Source organism: Amycolatopsis sp. NPDC104863 (genome assembly GCF_055582965.1).
Genome location: NZ_JBVJOW010000001.1, coordinates 194943 through 209686, shown reverse-complemented (window position 1 = coordinate 209686; position 14744 = coordinate 194943). Strand labels below are relative to the sequence as shown.

The window sequence follows — 14744 nt, the reverse complement described above, 5'->3', positions numbered from 1 at the left end:
CATTCACCGGACCGGGTGACGGTACTCGAGCCAGTCGAGGTTGATCCGGCCCGTGTCCCCTGGCGCGTACGAGAGCGTGACCACCGGGTCCCGGCCGCTCAGGGGCAGGTCGCCGACGGTCACCGTGCCCCAGGTGTCCCAGCTGTCGGACACCTTCGGGAAGCTCACCTGCCGCACGGGCCGCCCGTCGACCGACAGCGTCATCGTGCGTGCGTCGCCGTTGGCGTTCGCGTACCGCAGGGTCAGCGCGCCGGACTCCGGACCGGCCGACGCGCGGTGCAGCGTGAACGACGACGCCGCGCCCTCGGCCCAGAGCCCGTCGACGAACGCCCGCCCGGAGTAGCCCGTGTGGTTGTCGTTCGTCTTCACCCCGCCGGTGTTGCGGGCGTCTTCGGCTTCGAGGTGGGCCGGTGCGGGGCAGCCGGCGACGGTGCCCGCGGTGTCGGCGCAGCGGTCGCTCGCGTCGGGCACCTGGTCGCCGTCGCGGTCACCGCCGGCCGCGCCGGTGAGGGTGATCTCGACGGTGTGCGCGCCCTTGAGCGTTGCCGGGATCTCAGCGTGGGACGGCCGGCCGTCGAGGGTCACCGAGCGGATCCTGGTGCCCGCGCCGCGCAGGGTGATCGTCAGGTCGGCGTCGCGGTAACGCAGGTTCCGCAGCGTGACGTCGCCCCAGCCCGCGGGCAGGTCCGGTGCGAGCGTCAGGCCGTGGTCGGTGAACGTCAGGCCGAACAGCCCGCTGTGGATCATGTCGAGGAACGCCGTCGCCGACCAGGTCTGGTCGGGTTGGGAGCCCCAGTGGAACTTCACCGTGTCGCCGAGGCGCTGCCAGCCGCCGTCCACTACCCCCGTGGTGCCGTTGTAGATCTCCCAGAAGCCGCTGTTGTTGTTCGCGAGTTTCGCCAGGCGTGCTGTTTCCGATGCGAAGGAGCTCTGGTCGCCTTGTTTGGCCAGTGCTTTTGCCCATAGGCCTTGGACCAGTGGCCAGACGATCGCGTTGTGCCGGCCGGGTTGCGTGTCGGAGTAGCGGTCCCAGTTCGGGTATGTGTCGGGGATGCCCCAGGGCATTTCCCGGGTGTGCGTGAGGATCGACCGCGTCTGGGTGGGGTCTGCTACGCCGAAGAGGATCGCGAAGGACAGTCCGGTGCCCTCCTGGTAGGCGCCTCGGGTGCCGTCCGCCAGCAGCTGGTAGTCGTACAGGCCGGTGGTGCGGTTCCAGAAGTTGCGGTTGATGGCGGTCTTCAGTGCTGCCGCCTTGGTCCGGTAGGCCGAGGCTTCGCTCCGCTGTCCCAGCTGGTCGGCCATGTTCGCCGCGTTCACGTATGCCGCGTAGTAGACCTCGTTCGTGCTCAGGTACATGCCGGTTGCTACTCCTGGCCAGGGCATGCTGCCGGTGCTCACCGACTCGGTCGCGTCCGCGGGCGGTGCGGGGTAGCCCGCGATTCCGTCGTTGAAGAACGATGCTCCGGTGAACAGGCCGTACTTCGGGTTGAACCCCGCTGTGGTGGCGTGTTCGCGGATGGCCAGGGTGTTGCCTGCGGTGCGGTAGGCGTTGTCGAGGAACTCGCGGTTGCCGGTGACCAGGTAGTGGTTCCAGGCTGCCGTTACCCAGATGACCTGGTCCCACTGTTGGTCGTCTTGTTGGACCTGGAGGGAGCCGGTGGTGTCCTTGTCCACTACCGCCCAGAGGGTGTTCTGGGCCGTCCGTGGGGACAGGAGGCTTGTTGCGTTCCAGCTGTTGATCGATGCGTCTCGGGTCCACGGCTGGTTGTATCCGCCGCCTGCTCGGATGATGCCGGCTGTGGGGTCCAGTAGGCCGGATCTGTTGTACGTGGCGTCGTAGGCCATCGTGTTCGTGGTCAGGAGGTTGTTCAGGGCGGTGTTGTATGCCGTGGCGAACAGCGTTTGACTGTTGGGGTTCGTGAACTCCAGGGACGGTGTGGTGGGCTCCGCTTTCGCCGGCGCCGCGGCGATTACCGTCGTGGACAAGGCTAGGAGGACGAGCGCTATTCGTCGACTCATGCCGGGGGCCTCTCCCGGCTCCGGGAGGCTTCCGGGGCCGGAGATCATTGCACCATGGGGTTCTAGGTGTTGTCGGGAATCTGTCCGGTTCTGTCAGTGATTCCTTGTTGTGGTGGCTGCACCCCGAAGCTGGATTGTGACTACGGCAGGCAAGGGCGTGTCAAGGCGGGAAAGCGTGCCTTGACACGCCCTTGCCTGCCGTGTTCTGGCTTCGGATCGGGGTGCTGGGGTGGGGGTGGGTGCTTCCCGGGTTTTGTTGGTTCCTCGCGTCTTCTCTTACTTTTGGACGATGATCACGTGGAGGGTTCTTGGGCCATGGACGCCTTCCACCCTCGTCAGCTCTATGTCGCTCGTTGCGCTTGGGCCGCTGATCCAGGTCTGGGGGCGTCCTGGGTCCAGTGCCGCTATCGCCTGCGGAACTCCTGGCACTATTCGGTCCTCCTCCAGTACGCACACGTGCACGTCTGGGAGCAGGGTCAATGCTCGTCTGCCCTGGCCGGGGCCGTGGTCCAGCACCAACGTTCCTGTTGTTGCTATGCCCAACGTTGCCGTGGTTACGACCGCGTCGAACGTGTCCAGGTCCGTGGTGCCCTCTACCTTGATCGGGAAACCCTCGGGTAGTAACACCTTGCTTGCCGGGCCCAGTGCCGTGCGGATTGCCTCTGAGAGTTCGGGCGTTGTGCAACGGGTCACCGTTGCGCGGTAGTCCGCCACCCGCTCGGCGAACAAGTTCACCATGTCCGGCGTCGTGGTCGATCGGTAGGCGCGCGGGACCGGGGTTTCCGTGCGGTCCGCTTCTCGTAGTGCTCCGCGGACCGCGGCCAGGATTTCCTCGCGTGCGTTCACGATCGGCCTCCCCTTCGCCACCATGAGCGGAACGACTCCTTGGGTGGTGCGGGCAGATCGCGGGCATTGGTCCACAGGGAGCCCGGCCACGGCAGGCGGCCTACGGCTCGGCGGCCGCCCGGGAGCACTCGCCGTCCGAGGCGGGTCAGGAACGAGTGTGCGATGCCCAGGCCGCGTTCGGCGCGGGTCAGACGTCGGGCGTCCGACAGCAGCCATGCCGCCGACTTCATCACCACCGCTTCGGGTTTCGGGACGCCTTCGCGGTGAGCGTCGACCACCTTTGCGCGCAGGTGGACCAGGACCTCGGGGATGTCGATGCGGACCGGGCACGCCTCGAAGCACGCGCCGCACAGGCTTGACGCGTACGGGAGGGAATCCGTCTGGTCGTCGACGCCGACGCCTTTGAGCAGCGGGTTGAGGATCGCTCCGATCGGTCCCGGGTAGACCGATCCGTACGCGTGGCCGCCCGTGCGTTCGTACACCGGGCAGACGTTCAAGCACGCCGAACAGCGGATGCAGCGCAGGGCCTGGTGGCCCACCTCGTCGGCCAGGGCTCGGGTGCGGCCGTTGTCGAGCAGCACCACGTGCATCTCCTGCGGGCCGTCGTCCGGTGTTATTCCTGACCACGTCGATGTGTACGGGTTCATCCGCTCGCCCGTGCTCGACCTCGGGAGCAGCTGGAGGAACACGTCGAGGTCGGCCCACGTCGGCACCAGCTTCTCGATGCCGACCACCGAGACCAGCACCTCCGGCAGCGTCAGGCACATGCGGCCGTTGCCCTCGGACTCGACGACCACGAGCGTTCCGGTCTCGGCCACCGCGAAGTTCGCGCCGGACACCGCCATGCGGGCCCGGAGGAACTTCTCCCTCAGGTGCAGCCTCGCCGCCGCGGCCAGGTCTGCTGGGTCGTCCGACAAATCAGCCGGCGCGGGGCGGCCCGCGCCGGCCATGCCGCGGCGGAAGATTTCGCGGATCTCCGCTCGGTTGCGGTGGATCGCCGGGACCAGGATGTGGCTCGGGAGGTCGTCGCCGAGCTGGACGATCAGCTCCGCCAGGTCGGTCTCCCACGCCGTCACGCCTCGCTCGGCGAGCGCCTCGTTGAGGCCGATCTCCTGGGTGGCCATCGACTTGACCTTCACGACCTCGTCGACGCCGTGGGTGTGCGCGATCTTCGCGACGATCTCGCACGCCTCCGCCGCGTCGCGCGCCCAGTGCACCGTCGCGCCGCGGGCCTGCAGGGACTCCTCCAGCTTCAGCAGGTGCTCGTCGAGGCGGCGCAGCGTGTTGTCCTTGATCGCCGCGCCGGCCAGGCGCAGCTCCTCCCACTCCCCGACCTCACCGACGACCGCCGCGCGCTTGGCGCGGATCGTGCCGGTGGCGTGGGCGAGGTTGCGGCGCAGCTGGGTGTCGGCAAGCGCTTTCCGCGCCGCTTCGGGAAAGGCGGGCATGCCGACGAACGTGGCGCTCACGCGTCCTCCTCGGTCGAGGCGAGCACGTCGGCCAGGTGCATCACCCGGACGCCGCCGCGTTCGCGCGAGAGCAGGCCGCCGATGTGCAGCAGGCACGAGTTGTCCCCCGCCACCAGCACTTCGGCTCCGGTGGCGCGGACGTGACGGGCCTTGTCCGCGCCCATCGCCGTCGACGTCTCGGCGTTCTTCACCGCGAACGTGCCGCCGAAACCGCAGCACTCGTCGGCTGCGGGCAGCTCGACGAGGTCCAGGCCGCGCACCTTCCGCAGCAGCCGCAGGGGTTTGTCGCCGACGCCGAGCATCCGCAGCGAGTGGCAGGTCGGGTGGTAGGTGACGCGGTGCGGGAAGTAGGCGTCGACGTCGGTGACCCCGAGGACGTCGACGAGGAACTCACTCAGCTCGTAGACCCGCGGCCCGGCCGAGGCCAGCCGCTCATCACCGGCGCGGCGCGCGACGATCGAATGCTGGTGCCGCACCGAACCGGCGCACGAGCCGGACGGCGTGACGATCGTGTCGTACCCCTCGAAGGCGTCGACGAAGGTCCGCACCACCGGCACGGCTTCGTCGAGGTAGCCGGTGTTGACCATCGGCTGGGCACAACAGGTCTGCGCGGCGGGGAAGTCGGCGTCAACCCCGAGCCGGCGCAGCAGCCGGAACACCGCCTTGCCGGTGTCCGGGAAGAGGGCGTCGTTGACGCACGTGACCAGCACGGCGACCTTCACGGCACCTCCTCGTGATTGAAAGGTTTCACAATCCTGATGCGGCGACGCTACTATGCAGCTGAAGTCGAAGTCAATGACGAGGACATGCCAGGTATCCGAGGATCTATGGCCTGGTCAATCCATGGTTGTTACGTTTCAACATTGCTCCGCCCGCCGAGGAAGCAGACACTCGGCACGCACGGCAAAAGCACCCGCTCGACGCAGTTGTCGACAGCACCCGAGACAAGCGTGCGCGACGCCCAGCGCGCACGGGCGTCGTCACTTCACCGGTCCCACCGTCACCCGCTCCACTGCCATCGCGGTCGACCAGCTCCAGCGCACCCGGCAAGGCCACCATCGCGCCCGGCGAGACTCCCGCTCCCCTGCCGAGCGACCAGCTCCGCCGGTTGGCAACAAGCTCAAAACCGTCGGAAGAGAACCCCAAGTTCGTTCCCCGTTCGAGTGATGCGGTAGGTTTTTCGGCAAGCAAGCTGGCCCCGTACGGACGGGGCCAGCTTGTTTTCACCTGGACGAATTAATTCTTTCGTCCTCCCCTTGAAACAGAAAGGAGATTCACCTGTGTCCACTCGGGCCGCCGGCGGAGACGGCGACGGAGGATCCACCGGCAACAACTGACTAGGCCACCATCACGCCTAGTCAGCGGATGGGAGTCAGTCGATTCGTACTCCATTGGCTCCCATCCGACGAAGCATAGCACATGGCCACCGAAGGATAAGGCAAGGATCGTCATCGGGGCGATTCCCAGCGAAAACCCAATCCATATGCTTCGCGCGGCTGACATATCCCTCGAAAGGTGTGGTGGACGAACCCCCTTTCCACCCGCAACAGGTGCTGGTCACCATCCGGCGGCCTCCGCAGCCGCTCGTGGTCGGTCTGCTCCGCGTACCACCAACACGACTCGGGCCGCTCGTCGAAGTTGATGCGAATGGTCAGCCCCACCGCCGGCTCACCGTCGACGTCGAGCCCTCCGGGAGCAATGCCATGGTGGTCAACGTCGACGTTGACCCAACGATGCTCCATCTCCGTCCGCTCCTCGATGGCCTCCGAACTGAAGGTCAGCCGCTGCCCCCGGGCCAGTGGCCTGCCAAAAGACAATTTCGCCAGCACCGGATCACCTGGGTGTTCTCTCGGCAGCGTCTCGACGCGGCACTGCCACAACGCTTTTACCGGAACCGGCGCGAGCCGATCACTCCAGCCGTTCAAGGCGTGAACGACGTAACCGTCCACACCATCCTCACAGGCGGTCACCTTGCGTTCGGTGATCCGACGGCAGATCGACCGCCGGTGCATCTCCACCGTGACGACCATGCGCTCCAGAAACACCGGTTGGGCACCCTTCGACGGCACTCTGAATCCCGGCGCCCGGACTCGAGAGACCGAATCGTCGGCCGCCCGGCCGATCTCGACGTAGCGGCGCCAAGCCTCCCCGTCGCCATTGAGCAGCTCGAAGCGCTGGAGCAAGCACGGCACGAGCTTTTCCGAGAGCGCACGTTTCCAGGATTTGTGCATCGGGGTTGTCGTGCTGGGCGTCGGATTGCGAAAGGCAGCACAGTCCTTCAGCTGTTTGAACCGATCATCGAGCGTCGCCCGCCACGGCCCTTCGACCCCCGGACCGGGTGGCAGCCGGAAGGCCGCCACCAAGGCGGTCCGGCGTCGCGATTCCCCGGCCGACCCGACCTGGCGAATCTCGTCGGCGATCAGACCCCAGGCTGCGAGCGCGCGAATCTCCGGGTTCGCCGCCGGCACCGAGGACGTCGGCTCGAGCAGAGCACCGAGCACGCACGCGGATTCGCTCGACGGGTCTTCCAACGCGTAGCGCAGGTACCTCAGCGGGCAACCGTCCCGACGGGTGGCCAGCCAGCGCAACGCCGCTTCGACCACGGCGGGCGACGATGAAGCCCCCACTTCGAGCCGACTCATCTCGATGCTCACAGACAATCCTCCACCTCGGCAACCACCGGCATTGATCAACAATCGACGACAAGATCAAGAAATGCCCGACACCCCAGGCCGACTCGCGACAACGAAAGAATCTCCCAGACCACAAAAGATCAGCTCCTGCCACGAATCACCTGGTCAAACCGCTCTACCGTGCACTAGTACACCAATGAGGAGGCCAGAATTCAATGGACAGAAGCATCAGCGAACTGCCGGCGTACCGCGCCGTCCTCGCCGTCGACACGCAGAACTTCGGGAGCAATTCCGACGTCGGTCAGGCACTGTTGTCCACCGACATCCTCGACGCGCTCACCGCGGCCTTCGCCCGGGCCGGGCTCGGCCACGTGTGGCGAACCGCTCTGTTCCCGCACACGACCGGCGACGGTGTCGGCATCGGTTTCGAGCCCCGCCACCTGCCGGCCGTCGTCACGCGGTTCTTCGACGCGCTCCAAGACGTGCTGGCCGACCGGGAGAGCCGGCGACGTTCCGAGGGTCGTCACGCACGACTACGAATACGTGCCGGGCTCCACGTCGGCCCGGTTCTGGCCGACAACCCGCAACGCGGTTCTGCCGCGGCCATCGGAAGCGCCGTCGTCACAGCTCATCGGATCCTCGACACACCCGCGGTGCGCCGCCTCCTCGACCACTCCGACCCCGAACGGACCTTCTTGTCGGTCGCCCTCTCCGAGCGGGTCTTCGACGACGTCGTGACCACCGGTTACGCACAACTGCCGCCGTCGAGCCTCGTGCCGGCCCAGGTCCGGATCAAGGAGTACGCGGGTTTGGTGTACCTCTACGTTCCGCGCCCGAGTGGGGACTTGCTCCGCTACGGGTTCTGCGCCGGCCTCGAGTCGGTGCGCCGGAGCGAGGACGAGACGTGGTCGTCTGATCCACACGACTACGGCGCCGCGCGCCCATGACGTCGCTCGGCCTCCCGGACGCTGCTCACAGCACCGCGAGCCGGTCCAAAAGGCGCTCTGCCTGCTTGACCTCCGCGCTGAGCGGGTGGTCCTCCGGGATGTGCGGAAGGCCCCCATCGGCAAGGCGGAACGCCTCCCGCAACGGCGTGTCGGGCAACGATGTCCCCGCCAGGCGCAACGCCCGCACCGCGCCGAGAAGCTCGCACGCCAGCACCGTCCGGTACGCCGCCGTGGCGGCGACCGTGCTGCGGACCGCGTGCGTCGAGAAGCTCGCGTGGTCCTCCAGCCCACGGGAGATCACCGCCGTGCCGAGGGTGACCGGGGAGGCCGCGTGGCGCAGCGTTCCCAGCGCGTCGTGCGCGACGTACTCGAGGATCATGATCCCCGAGCTGCCCGCCGGACCCTCCGCGAGGAACGGCGGCAGGCCGCTCAGGTCCGGCTCCACCAGGTCGCCGAGCCGGGCGGTGGACAGCTCCGCGACGTGGTGCAGCGCCGCCCGGAGCTGGTCGAAGGCCAGCGCCACGTGGGCCGTCGAAAACTGGCCGTGGTGGTAGGCCTGCTCGGTCTCGACGTCGATCAGCGGGTTCTCCGCGGCGGCGTTGATGTCGATGGCCAGCACCCGCTCGACCGCGGCCGCGGCGTCCAGCGCCGGACCCTGCACCTGCGGGAACGCACGCAGCCCGAACGGGTCCTGCAGCCGCCGTCCCTCCGCGACGCCCGTCAGCAGGCGGCGCAACTCCGCCGCGCACCGGACGGCGCCGGGGTGCGGGCGCGCGGCGTGCACGCGCTCCGAGTACGCCTCGGCCGAACCGCCGAGGGCCCAGAACGTCAACGCCGTGACGACGTGGCTCGCCGCCAGCAGCCGGCTCAGGTCGTGCCAGGCGAGCACCGCCTCGCCGAGCGTGGCGGCGTTGCTGGAGATGAACGCGAGCGCGTCGCCCGGGCTGATCGCGACCGGGTCCAGGTCACCCGCCGCCCACGGAAGCTCCCCCGCCAGCGTCAGGGCGATCTCGGCGAGCTGGGCGAGGTCGCCGGTCCCGATGGCGCCGCGGGAGTGGACGTGCGGGAGCGCGCCGACGCGCAACGCCGTCTGCAGCACCTCCAGCAGCCGGGGGTGCACGCCGCTGCCGCCGGCGGCGAGCTGGTTGAGGCGGATCGCCATCACCGCGCGCACGGCGTCGTCGGGCAGCGGCTCACCGGTGCCGCCCGCGTGGCTGCGCAGCAGGCGCAGGCCGTGGTGGTCGGCGGACTCCGGGTCGACGACGGTGTGCCGGTTGGCGCCGACGCCGGTCGTGCGGCCGTACACCGCGCGCTTCGCGCCCAGCTCCACGGCCAGCTGGTAGCTCGACTCCGCCTGCTGCACCGCGTCGGCGCCGAGCTCGGTCGACGCGCTGCGCCGGGCCACGCGCACGACGTCGGCGCACCGGAGGCCGGCGCCGGTGATCTCGATGCGGTTGGTGTCGGTCATCGCCACCTCTCTTGACAAGTTTTCATTCATTCTTAAGGTGACATGAAACTACTCATTCACACAAGGAGACCCGGGTGTCCCGGTCGCTGCACGAGCTGCTCACCGCCCACCGGCTGACCCCGGCGCAGCGGCGCATCGCCAGCTACCTGGCCGACCACGCGGCCGAGGCCGTGGCGCTCACCAGCGCCGAGCTCGCCGAGTACGCGCAGGTCAGCCAGCCGTCGGTCACCCGGTTCGTCGCGCTCCTCGGGTTCGACGGGTACGCCGGGTTCCGCCGCTACCTGCGGGAGGCCTCGGCCGAGCCCGCGCCCGAGCCGGGCGGCAACAAGTTCCAGGAGGCCATCGACGCCGACCTGCGCACCCTCGCGGCGTTGCGGGCGCAGCTGGCCGACGACACGCGGCTGCGCGCCATCGCGGCGGGGCTGATGGACTCGGACCCGCTCGTCGTGGCGGGCTATCGCGTCTCCTCGGCGCAGGCGGCGTCCTTCGCCTACCTGGCCCGGAAGATCCACCCGGACGTCCGGCTGCTGACCGACTCCGGCAGCGTGTTCGGCGACTCCCTGCGCCACGCCCACCGGTGCGGCGCGCGGTCCCTCGTTCTGGTCGCACTCCCCCGCTACCCGCGGGAGAGCCTGGCCGCGCTCGACGACGCCCGCACGCTGGGCCTGCGCACCCTCCTGATCACGGACCGGCCCGTCACGGCGCTCACCCCGCACGCCGACGACGTGCTGAGCGCGGGTGTCGCGTCGGAGTTCGTGTTCGACTCCCACGCCGCGGTCGTCTCGCTGACCGTGGCGCTGGTCGAGGCGATGGCCGACGCGGCCGGCGCCACGGCCCGGCAACGACTGGAAGGCTTCGAAGACTATGCCGCAGAGCACGACCTCTTCGTCCCAGAGTGAGGTCACGGCGTTCGACGACGTCCCCCTCAACCGGTTCCACCTGCGCATCACGGCGTTGACGTTCTGCGCCAACTACTCCGACGGCTACGAGCTGGGCATCATCAGCATCGCCCTGCCCGTGATCGCCTCGCGGCTCGGTTTCGGCACGGTGTGGGAGGGCCTGCTCGGCGCGTCGGCGCTGATCGGGATCTTCCTCGGCAGTGTGCTCGTGGGCTGGGCGGCGGACAAGATCGGCCGGCAGCGGCTGTACACTTTGGACTTCCTGCTGATCGCCGTCGCCTCGGCCGCGGAGTTCTTCGTCCAGGACCCGGTGCAGCTGTTCATCTTGCGGCTCTTGATCGGGATAGGCATCGGCGCGGACTACGCGCTCGGGCCGACGCTCGTCGCCGAGTTCGTGCCGCGCAAGTACCGCGGCGGGCTCTTGGCTTCGCTGACGGTGTTGTGGACCGTCGGGTACGTCGCGGCGTTCTTCCTGGGCAACTACCTGGTTTCGCTGAGCGACGACTCGTGGCGGTGGCTGCTGGCGACGAGCTGTGTGCCCGCGATCGCCGTGGTGCTGCTGCGCATCGGCGTCCCGGAGTCGCCGCGGTGGCTGCTCACGCAGGGCCGCCTCGAACAGGCCCGCGCCGTCGTGCGCCGGCTGCGTGGCGACGAAGCGGCGTTCGACCAGCTCGTGGCCACGCACCGCCCGGAGCGGCGCGCGAAGTACCGCGAGCTGTTCGGCCCGAAGTACCGGCGCGCCACGGCGTTCGGCGCGATCTTCTACAACGCCCAGGTGATCCCGTACTTCGCGATCTACACGTTCCTGCCGCTGGTGCTGCTCAAGATCGGCATCGGCGAGGAGGACACGACCAGCGACGGCCTGCTCAACCTGTTCCTGCTGCTGGGCAGCCTCGGCGGGCTGTGGCTGGTGGCGAAGATGAGCCGCCGCGGCCTGACCATCTGGTCGTTCGTGGTGCTCATCGTGTCGATGGCCCCGATGGCGGTCTGGCCGGACGCCCCGACGGCGCTGCTGTTCCCGCTGTTCCTGGTGTTCACCTTCACCATGTCGGCGGCGGTCAACCTCGACCAGGTGTACCCGCCGGAGCTGTTCCCGACGGACCTGCGCAGTTCGGGCGTGGGGCTGCTGAACGGCTTGAGCCGCATCGGCTCGGCCATCGGCACGTTCCTGCTCCCGCTGGCCCTGGACGGGATCGGGTTCTCCCCGACGATGCTGATCCTGACGCTCGTGCTGGTCGTGGGTCTGGTCGTGTCGGTGAAGTGGGCGCCGGAGACGAAGAACTCCATGCTGGACTGAGGGTTACGCGGCCGCCTTGCGCTGCCGCCGGTGCGCCGCCATCCGGACCGGCGAGTTCACGGCGCCGTCACCGGCGTACCCGCCGATCCGCTGCACGACCTCGAAGAAGACGCGGCCGCCGAGGACGACCGTGAAGAAGTGCAGCAGCTCGCCGTGTTCGTCACGGTCGTAGAGCACGGACTGCTGCCGTAGCGCGGCGAGCAGCTCGGGATCGGGGGCCAGGCGGGCGTCGAGGTCGTCGTAGTAGTTTCCGGGGATGTCCAGCAGCGGCGCCCCGAGCTCGCGCATCCGGCGCGCGCTCGCCAGCGCGTCACCGGTGGTCACCGCGACGCGCTGCGGCTCGCGCACGCCGGGCGCCCAGTCGCCGCGGCGGAGCAGGGCCGATTCGAGCGCGATGCGGACGCGGCCGGAGGTGTCGGTCACGGTGCGGCTGCGCACCAGCCCGAACGGCGCGGCGAACTCCGTCACGGACTCGGGTGCAAGTCCGAGGACGGCGCGGTAGAAGAGCGCGGCCTCGTCGAAGTGGTCGAAGGGCTGGGTCAGGGCGAGGTGGTCGATCCCGGTCACTCCGGCGCCCGGGCCCGGCGTCTCGGTCACAGTGAAGTCGCCCAGCCAGCCGGTTTTGCTGCTGGTGCGGCAGAAGAAGAGCGACGTCCCGTCCGGGGCGGCGATCGCCGCCAGGTCCGCCTCGTCCGCGCGGTGGCTGCGCGGCAGGATCGGGGCGAGCAGCCGCTGGGCCCGGCGGGCCGAGGCGACCGGGTCCGCGCTCTCGACGGCGACCGCGCCGACCGACGCACCCGCGGCCCCGGAGCCGTTGAGCAGGATCCGCGCGTCACCCTGCTGCCACAGCCGGACGGGCTTGGACCGGTGCGCGCCCGTCTCGGTGAAACCCATTCCCTGCAACGCTTTCGCGAGTTCGGGCTCGGTGGTGTCGTCGACGGCCAGCTCGACGAAGGCGTGCCCGGCGAGCGCCGGGGCGGGCGGCAGGACGGTGACACCGAGGGTTTCCTGCAGCGCCAGCAGGGATCGCATGGCGTCGACGGCCGCCGGCGCCGGGTCGGCCTGGCGGAAGACGTCGTTGAACACCTCGAGTGACAGCGGCCCGGAGTAACCGGCCGCGAGCACGTGCCCGGTGAAGGCGGTCAGGTCGAACGCGCCCTGGCCGGGGAAGAGCCGGTGGTGCCGGCTCCACTGCAGGACGTCCATCTGCAGCCGCGGCGCGTCGGCCAGCTGCAGGAAGAAGAGCTTTTCGCCGGGGATCGTGCGGATCGCGGCCGGGTCGCTGCCGCGCGAGAGGATGTGGAAGCTGTCCAGGCACAGCCCGAGCGCGGGGTGCGCGGCGCGGCGCACGATGCGCCACGAGTGTTCGTAGGTGTTGACGAACCGGCCCCAGGCGAGGGCCTCGTAGGCGATCCGGATCCCGCGGGCGGCGGCGTGCTCGGCGAGCAGGTGGAGCTGCTCGGCGGCGAGATCGTCGTCGTCGACCGCGTCCGGCGACACCGACGAGCACACCAGCATCGTGTCGGCGCCGAGCTCGGCCATGACGTCGAACTTCAGCTCGGCGCGCCGGAGGTTCTGGCGCAGCACGGCGGGCGGGACGGCTTCGAAGTCGCGGAAGGGCTGGTAGAGGTCGATCGAGAGACCCAGCTCGGCGCAGTGGTCCCGGATCTCCTTGGCCGACCACGACGAAGCGACGAGGTCGTTTTCGAAGATCTCGACACCATCGAACCCGGCGCGGGCGGCCGCGGTCAGCTTGTCTTCGAGGGTGCCGGACAGGCAGACGGTGGCGATCGAACGGCGCGGCTCAGTCGAGGACATCGGCGGGCTGCCTTTCGGGAGTTCCGGTGAGGGCGCCGAGGTGACGCAGCATCCGCGCGGCATCGGGTTCGGCGCCGGTGAAGAGGGTGAAGGCCTCGGCGGCCTGGAAGACGGCCATCCGGCCCCCGTCGAGCACCCTGGCTCCGAGGGCGCGGGCGGTGCGGACGAGCTCGGTTTCGAGGGGTCGGTAGACGACCTCGGCGATCCAGAGGTCGGGGCGGAGAAGCGTGGAGGGGAAGGGGAGGCCGGGGTGGGCGGCCATGCCGGTGGGGGTGGCGTGCACCAGCCCGTCGGCGGCGGTGGCCGCGGTCGCGAAGTCCATGGTCGAGATCGCGCCCGCTCCCGCGGACACCCGGTCCGGGCCGAAGCGGCCTGCGGGCGCCGCTGCCGCCCGCCCCGCCACCGCGGACACCGGGTCCGGGATGAAGCGGCCCGCGAGCGCGGGATCCGCTGCGGCAGGACCGATGTCACCGCGCCCAGCACCGTTCACCGCGGTCTCGGCACCGCCGGCTGCGAGATCCGCTGCCGCAGAACCCATTCCGCCGCGGCCACCGCCGGTCGCCGCCCTCTCGCCACCGCCGGCCGCGGGATCCGCTGCCGCCAGCCCCGCTCCCGCGGACACCCGGTCCGGGCCGAAGCGGCCTGCGGGCGCGAGATCCGCTGCCGCAGAACCCGTTCCCCCACCACCGCCGGTCGCCAGCCCCGCCCCCGCGGACGCCCGATCCACCCCGAACCGACCGGCGAGCGCAACCGCCAGTTCCGCAGCCCGCGCACCGTCCAGGTCGAACACTCGTACATGCCCAGCTCCAGCCGTCAACAGGCCGTACGCCACCGCCGCGCCGGCGCCACCCGCGCCGAGCACCACCACCGACTCCAACGCCACCCCCGGCAACCCCACCCGGAGCCCACGAGCGAAACCCGACCAGTCCGTGTTGTGGCCGATCGCCCGGCCGTCGCGGAAGACGACCGTGTTCACCGCTGCCAGGGCGGCCGCGTCCGGGGACAGCTCGTCCAACGACTCCAGCACCACCTGCTTGCACGGATGCGTGATGTTGAGCCCGCGGTACCCCGCGTCGCGCGCCGCGGCCACCAATGAACCCACCGCCGTGGCCGGGACGCCATGCTCGTCGAGGTCGAACCTCGGGTACACCAGATCCAGCCCCAGGCGGCGGGCCTCCGTTTCGTGCAGCGGTGGGCTCAGCGACGGCCCGATGCCCGTGCCGATCAGGCCCGTGAGCACCGTGGCCGGCGTTGCGCGGGCCGCTTGGGCGTGGATCGCCTCGATCGCCGAAGACAAAGACACCGGCCCTCCCTTAATGTACGAACCAGTACGTTACCTCACGCGGCT

The 14744-nt window shown here is 69.6% G+C and carries 11 protein-coding genes; 3 read left to right on the top strand and 8 right to left on the bottom strand.

Going from position 1 to position 14744, the window contains the following annotated elements; all coding sequences use genetic code 11:
- Positions 1-3 precede the first annotated feature (3 nt).
- From ACZ63J_RS00955 to ACZ63J_RS00935, 5 genes are all read right to left on the bottom strand, one after another.
- Complete coding sequence (locus ACZ63J_RS00955; RefSeq protein WP_465439270.1) at positions 4-1986, bottom strand: MGH1-like glycoside hydrolase domain-containing protein; 1983 nt, start codon at positions 1984-1986, stop codon at positions 4-6.
- A 309-nt stretch (positions 1987-2295) separates the two neighbouring features.
- Positions 2296-2889 carry a LutC/YkgG family protein gene (locus ACZ63J_RS00950; protein WP_465439268.1) on the bottom strand — a complete coding sequence of 198 codons (594 nt, stop codon included), beginning with the start codon at positions 2887-2889 and terminating at the stop codon, positions 2296-2298.
- A complete protein-coding gene (locus ACZ63J_RS00945; protein ID WP_465439377.1) occupies positions 2862-4313 on the bottom strand; it encodes a lactate utilization protein B in 1452 nt (483 codons plus the stop codon). Before ACZ63J_RS00945 ends, ACZ63J_RS00950 begins: the two co-directional genes overlap by 28 nt.
- 17 nt (positions 4314-4330) lie before the next feature.
- A complete protein-coding gene (locus ACZ63J_RS00940) occupies positions 4331-5056 on the bottom strand; it encodes a (Fe-S)-binding protein (protein ID WP_465400542.1) in 726 nt (241 codons plus the stop codon).
- 726 nt (positions 5057-5782) lie between these two features.
- On the bottom strand, positions 5783-6988 hold the full coding sequence (locus ACZ63J_RS00935) for a hypothetical protein (protein ID WP_465400543.1): 1206 nt from the start codon (positions 6986-6988) through the stop codon (positions 5783-5785).
- Positions 6989-7182: 194 nt separating this feature from the next.
- Between ACZ63J_RS00935 and ACZ63J_RS00930 the strand changes: the two genes are divergently transcribed.
- On the top strand, positions 7183-7914 hold the full coding sequence (locus tag ACZ63J_RS00930) for a nucleotidyl cyclase domain-containing protein (RefSeq protein WP_465400544.1): 732 nt from the start codon (positions 7183-7185) through the stop codon (positions 7912-7914).
- 25 nt (positions 7915-7939) lie between these two features.
- On the opposite strand, the gene ACZ63J_RS00925 is transcribed toward ACZ63J_RS00930, so the two are convergent.
- The gene (locus ACZ63J_RS00925; RefSeq protein ID WP_465400545.1) at positions 7940-9382 is read right to left on the bottom strand and encodes an aromatic amino acid ammonia-lyase; all 1443 of its coding nucleotides are present in this window, start codon (positions 9380-9382) and stop codon (positions 7940-7942) included.
- A gap of 74 nt (positions 9383-9456) precedes the next feature.
- Here ACZ63J_RS00925 and ACZ63J_RS00920 point away from each other — a divergent pair, with 74 nt between their 5' ends.
- Positions 9457-10281 carry a MurR/RpiR family transcriptional regulator gene (locus ACZ63J_RS00920; protein WP_465400546.1) on the top strand — a complete coding sequence of 275 codons (825 nt, stop codon included), beginning with the start codon at positions 9457-9459 and terminating at the stop codon, positions 10279-10281.
- Positions 10247-11578: an MFS transporter gene (locus ACZ63J_RS00915; RefSeq protein ID WP_465400547.1), complete on the top strand. Its 1332-nt coding sequence runs from the start codon at positions 10247-10249 to the stop codon at positions 11576-11578. The genes ACZ63J_RS00920 and ACZ63J_RS00915 overlap by 35 nt, the downstream gene beginning before the upstream one ends.
- Before the next feature lie 3 nt (positions 11579-11581).
- On the opposite strand, the gene ACZ63J_RS00910 is transcribed toward ACZ63J_RS00915, so the two are convergent.
- The gene (locus ACZ63J_RS00910; protein ID WP_465400548.1) at positions 11582-13396 is read right to left on the bottom strand and encodes a bifunctional sugar phosphate isomerase/epimerase/4-hydroxyphenylpyruvate dioxygenase family protein; all 1815 of its coding nucleotides are present in this window, start codon (positions 13394-13396) and stop codon (positions 11582-11584) included.
- Positions 13383-14699 (bottom strand): shikimate dehydrogenase, encoded by a 1317-nt coding sequence (locus ACZ63J_RS00905; RefSeq protein WP_465400549.1) that lies wholly within the window; start codon positions 14697-14699, stop codon positions 13383-13385. Before ACZ63J_RS00905 ends, ACZ63J_RS00910 begins: the two co-directional genes overlap by 14 nt.
- Positions 14700-14744: the final 45 nt, after the last annotated feature.